The sequence below is a fragment of the Actinomadura sp. KC216 genome, assembly GCF_004348535.1.
GTDB lineage: Bacteria > Actinomycetota > Actinomycetes > Streptosporangiales > Streptosporangiaceae > Spirillospora.
The window spans coordinates 1-5506 of sequence record NZ_SMJX01000442.1; the positions used below are offsets into that span (position 1 = coordinate 1).

Annotated in this window: 4 protein-coding genes; all 4 read right to left on the bottom strand. The window is 72.3% G+C overall.

Annotated features, from left to right (window positions below; genetic code table 11):
- Positions 1-640 (bottom strand): hypothetical protein (locus E1264_RS39485; protein ID WP_207936843.1); only part of this gene is annotated, 640 nt, incomplete at its 3' end.
- The gene (gene pelF, locus E1264_RS39490; RefSeq protein WP_207936845.1) at positions 637-2277 is read right to left on the bottom strand and encodes a GT4 family glycosyltransferase PelF; all 1641 of its coding nucleotides are present in this window, start codon (positions 2275-2277) and stop codon (positions 637-639) included. The genes pelF and E1264_RS39485, both read right to left, overlap by 4 nt.
- A gap of 17 nt (positions 2278-2294) precedes the next feature.
- Positions 2295-4289: a hypothetical protein gene (locus E1264_RS39500; protein WP_132182189.1), complete on the bottom strand. Its 1995-nt coding sequence runs from the start codon at positions 4287-4289 to the stop codon at positions 2295-2297.
- 222 nt (positions 4290-4511) lie between these two features.
- Positions 4512-5129, bottom strand: a complete 618-nt coding sequence (locus E1264_RS39505) for a response regulator transcription factor (protein WP_165964617.1) — start codon at positions 5127-5129, stop codon at positions 4512-4514.
- Positions 5130-5506: the final 377 nt, after the last annotated feature.

The window sequence follows — 5506 nt, forward strand, 5'->3', positions numbered from 1 at the left end:
CCCCCGAAGCCACCCCGGCCGCCACCGTCACCGGCACCACGACCAGCAGCCCGGCGGCCAGCCCGTAGCGGAGCACGCGCGACGCGGCCGTCCTGTTGCCGAACCCCAGCCAGACGTAGCCGAGGTAGGCCGTCCCCTGGCTCATCATCCACGAGAGCAGGAGCGAGAACACGAGGAGCACGTTGTCGGCCCTGCCGTGCAGCATCGGGGCGCCCACGATGTAGCACAGGCCGGGCATGCCGAACAGGACGCCGCGCAGCAGGTGCCGCCAGGGCACCGCCTGCCACGGGACCGCGGTCGCGCCGGGCGGGCGGGGGCGCCGCGGCGTCCGGGCGTACAGGTCCTCGGCGAGCGCGAACACGTCCGGGTGGCCGTACTTCCGCGCCGCCTCGTCGTTGATGCCCTCGGCCTCCAGCCCGGCCGTGACCTCCAGCGGGTCGACGGCGCTCGCGCACAGGTCCGCCATGCGCTCCCGCAGCGCCTCGATGTCACCCGCCGTGGACGACTCCGGCTCCGGGTCGGGCGCGGGAGCGTCGGGCACGGCGTCCGGTCTGGTGGCCGTGGGCCGGGTTTCGGTCGCGGGCTCGGGGAGGGACTCGGGAGCGGTGCCGGGCATCGTGCTCTGCGTGGACGCGGTCATGCGGGCCTCGCCTCGGACGCCGGCCGCCGCTGCGCGCCCGGCGTGGTCAGGTCGGAGTAGATGCCGCGGAAGGTGTCCACCGCGCGGTCCACGGTGAACAGCTCCAAGGCCCGGTCCCGGGCGGCGTGCCCGAGCCGCCGCCGCGACACCTCGTCGCCGAGCAGCCGCAGACAGGCGTCCGCCATCTCGCGCGGCGACCGCGGCGGGACGACGATCCCGGTGTCGGCGACCGCCTCCCGCACCCCGCCGACATCGGTCGCGACGGTCACGCGGCCGCAGGTCATCGCCTCGATCAGCGTGTAGGGGAAGCCCTCGGAGATGCTGGACAGCGCGACCACGGTCCCGGCCGCGTACGCGTCGTGGACGTCGTCGATCCGCCCCTCGAAGGTGGTCTGCCCGGCGACCCCGAGGTCGGCGGCGAGGGCCTCGCAGCGGGCGTGGTAGCGCTCGCAGCCGGTCGGGGTGCCGCCGAACAGCCGCAGCCGCGCGTCCGGGATCTCCTCCTTGACCAGCGCGAACGCCCGGATGAGCGTCTCCAGGTCCTTGATCGGGTCGATGCGTCCGGCCCAGCTGATCGTGGGTGCGGCGGGCTCGGCGCCGGCGGCGGGGAAGCGCGCCGGGTCGACGCCGTTGTAGACGGTCTCCATGGAGCCGGCGTCGGCGCCGCACCGCGCCTCCCACCGCTGGTTGTAGAGGTTGCACGGCGTCAGCAGGTCGGCGGTGCGGTAGCCGACGCAGCACAGCAGGCGGATGAAGCCGAGCAGGACCGCCTTGACCGGCCACGCGTACGGGGTCCGCCGCATGCCGATATAGCGTTCGCGCAGGTAGATGCCGTGCTCGGTGAGGCACAGCGGCGTCCCGTAGGTCCATTTCGCGGCCAGCCCCGGCAGGATCGGGATGCCGTTCGACACCGCGTGGGTGAGGTCGGCGCGCGGCGGCGGGCCCTGCAGCGGGCGCAGCAGGTGCTCCAGCAGGTCGATCGCGGTGAGGGCGTCGTGGACGGTCGGCCGCATCCCGAGCTCGTCGAACTCGGCCGCGCGGGCGTTCCAGGCGTCCATCAGCCAGCGGACGGGCGCCTCGGTGCGCAGCGCGGCGCTCAGGTCGGCGGTCTGCCCGTACTCGAAGAGACCGCGCAGGATCCGCTGGAAGACCTCCGCCTCCTGCCCGTTCCGGGGGGTGTGGGCGGTCGTCCCCCCACCGGAGACAGGCACGTGCCGGGAGGACGCGGACTGGCCGGAAACCGGGGCGGCCGGGGTGAGGATCGCGTGCAGGAAGCCGCGGCACAGCCGCTCGAACCGGCGCGCGTCGCTGCGCGACACCTGCCGCCCGCCGGGCGAGGCGTGCCGGCCGCGCCGCGCCGAGGGCAGCCGGACGAGCGACGACGGCCACCCGCCGCCCGGCCGCCGCCGCCCGTCCGGCGACGCGTGCCGCCCGCGTGCGGAGGGCCGCCCGTTGGGCGGCCCCCACATCGGAATGGGCTCGGAGCTCACGTGCTCGGGAAGGTCCCAGACCACGGGTTCGGTCCCCGTGGTCGTGAGCGCCCTGACCCGGAAAGTATGTTCCGGCATACCCCGCACGAGCTGGTCGCACCAGACGCTCACGCCGCCGTAGCTGTGCGGATATGTCCCTTCCGTCACCAGGGTGATGTCCAAAGTCAGGCTCCGGGCAGGGTGAGCGTGACGTCCCCGGCCCGGTAGGCGGACCGTTCACCGGCGTAGGACTGCCCGAACGCCGCGCCGTTCGCGGCGTCCAGCGTGCCCTCCGGCGCGGTCACCGGCACCTCCAGCCCGGCGGGTGGCCGGACGGTGACCGTCCCGTCCTGGACGTAGGCCGTGACCTTGCTCTTGTCCGCGGCGCGCCACGCGTCCTGCCGGCGCAACTCGTCGCCCAGCGCCGACATCGGGGCGTTGATGAGCGGGGTGTTGGCGGCGAACGCGGACCAGTACTGGGCGAGGACGCGTTCGAGCACCGGGTAGAGGATCCGGTCCTCGGTCAGGTTCGACTGGTGCGCGTAGTGCGGCCGGGGGTCGTTGGCCAGGACGTGCGACAGCGCGATCCGCGCCTCCACCGGGACGATGTACGACTCGTACCCGGTGTCGGGGTCGAGCGGCTCGATGCACGACCCGTCGTCCTCGCAGATACCGCTGCCGCCGTCGGACCGCCGGGTGTGGATCCAGTTGTACTGGTCGACCTCCTCGGCCGCGGTCCCGACGTTGTAGTAGATGTTCAGCGGGTGGCGCGGCACCGTCCGGACCGAGCCGATGACGCGCTGGTCCCTCTCGCGGGAGGCGTCGCTGGCCGTCCACTTCACGCCGTTCTTCGCCAGCGCCGGGGCGAGGTTCGGGTTGTCGTCGGGCTGCTGCGGCGTGACCCGCAGGCCCGAGTGCTCGCCGGTGACGAGCTCGCTCCCGTCGACCTTGATGCCCCGGCTGGACGCCCATTGGACGTTCCTCGACACCTCCCGGTCGATGGTGGCCTCGCTGACGTAGGTGATCTCGCCCGCCTGGTTCCGCGTGCACTGCCACGGGTCGGTCCGCCAGTTCTGCACGCAGCCGAGGAACGGGTGCGAGTAGGTGTGGTTCAGCCACCGGAACTTGTCCTGAGCGGCGACGAACGCGACGGTGAGCGGGTCGACGCCGTTCTTCAGGGCGGCCTCGTCGCTGCCACCGCCGTTGTAGGCCATGTCGATGACGAACCCGTTCTTCGTCTGCCACTGCGTGGCGTACGACACGTCGTCGGGCCCCATCCGGATGTCCTCGGTCTCGACGTCCTCGTCGTCGCAGTCCTCGGTGGGCGTGCAGTTGTCCTCGGTGCTCCACCGGGCGTCCGCCATGAAGACGTCGTCGGAGTGGACGGCGAAGTAGTTGCGGTCGTGGCCGAGGTGGACGCCCTTGGTCAGCCAGGTGACGAGGCCGCGGCCGAGCGTCTGGAAGTGCCACTGCTCGCGTTCGGAGGTGAAGTTCAGCACCAGCTCGCTGCGGCCGTCGTGGGTGTAGACGCCGGCGATGGTTCCGGTGGTGCCCTTGACGGTGGCGGTGACGAGGGATTTGAAGGACTTCCCGGCGCCGGGGTCGTCCGGCAGCGGGGTCGCGACGTAGCCGTCGGTCTCGGACACACCGGGCTCGACGTCGTCGAACCGCACGGGCCCGCCCAGGTAGCGGAAGGCGTCCGCCCGCGCGGGCTGGGTGACCTGGGCGGCCGCGCCGTCCATGGGGCCGGAGTAGGCGGGCGGGTTCATCCCGACGGCGGCGGACGGCCGGACGTGCGCGTCGAGCTGGCGGATCCCGAACCGCTTCTCGTACGCGGCGAGCGCGGCCATCTCCGCGTCGTTCTGGAACGGCGAGGCGTTCGGCAGGACGACGCCCTGGAACTTCGCGCGCGGGGCGCCGTCGACCGTGTCGGACAGGAACGCCTCGTCGATCACGGGACGGCCGGAGTCGCGGAGGTCGACGGTCGTGTAGGGCACGCCCTCGGCCTTCAGCTGCTGCGCCACCGCGGACACCGACGCGGAGCCGTTCGTGACGACGAGGACCTGAAGATCGATGCGGGGCCCCGCGGCCGAGGCGGCCGGCGGCGGGCCGATGATCAGGACGGCCGCCGCCAGCACCCCGAAAAGGACGCTGCGAGCGGGACGGCGAACGACTTTCACCAAGCCTCCCCAGGGCGCGTGGACGATGGCGACTGAATTTCAACAGCCGTTCACAACCAGGCCAGAAATGGAATTAATGGGCATTGGAACGCGGCCCAACTGATCATGCGGTAACGGACTGTGCAAGTAAAGACCACCCAGGGGCCCATCTTGGCGTGGGCCTGGTCCTAGGACCCCGCCGTCGGCGGGGGGCCGATATTCGCGGCCGGCGGCCAGGTTAGGTCAGGTCAGATCTGTTCCATCGGGCACCGAATTCAATTCCAGCCAGCGCGCGACGGCGTGTTCCCTGCCGTCCGCGCCCAGCCGTTTGTAGATCTGGTGCGCGTGGTTCTTCACGGTCTTCTCCGTGATGACCAGCCGCCGCGCGATCTCCCGGTTGGTGAGCCCGGCGGCGATCAGCTCCAGGATCTCGGCCTCCCGCGCGGTGAGCCCCGGATCGGGCCGCGGCGCGCCGCCCTCGTGCACCCACCGCACGAGCGCGGTCACCACGGGCCGGGACAGCCACGACTCGCCTCTCCCGGCCGCGACCAGCACGTCTGCGAGCCCGCGGGGCTCGAAATGGCCGTACACGAGGCATCCGTGGGCGCCCGCGGCGACCGCCTGGACGAGCATCAGCGGCTCCTGCTCGGCCGTCACCGCGACCACCCGCACCCCCGACCGGGCCAGCCGGGCGATGCCGTCCGGGGGCGGCGGGGAGGCGTCCAGGAGCACCACGTCGGGCCGGTGCGCGCGGACCCCGGCCACCGAGCGCTCGACCGGCCCGCCGCCCACGACGTCCACGCCGGGAGCCGTGCCGAGCAGCGCGCGAAACCCGATCCGCGACACCGGATTGTCGCTCACGATGACCACCCTGACCGCCTTCGATTCAGAATCGAGTGCGGTGCCCGAGGTCATTGAAAAGTCACTCTTCATGGTGCCGGCTCGCAAAACCGATGTCGCTGCCGACTCAGCGGACATGTGACGGGCGACGTCTCCGATGCAGGGCGGCCCCAGATCATGCGTCAAGAATAAAGGACGGTCCCGTCCGGGCAGGCCGCCGGCGGCGGGCGGTTGTTATCCGGCCATTGCGAAAAGCCTTCCGTCCGCGCGTCCTGGGACCGGTGTCCGAGGCCGCATTTCAGGCCGCCCGGGGACGGGTCCGGGCATGGTGAGCGCGATTACCACCGCCTGCGCGCGTCCGCGCACGGCCTGCGCGCGGACGCGCCCCCGTCGGAGAC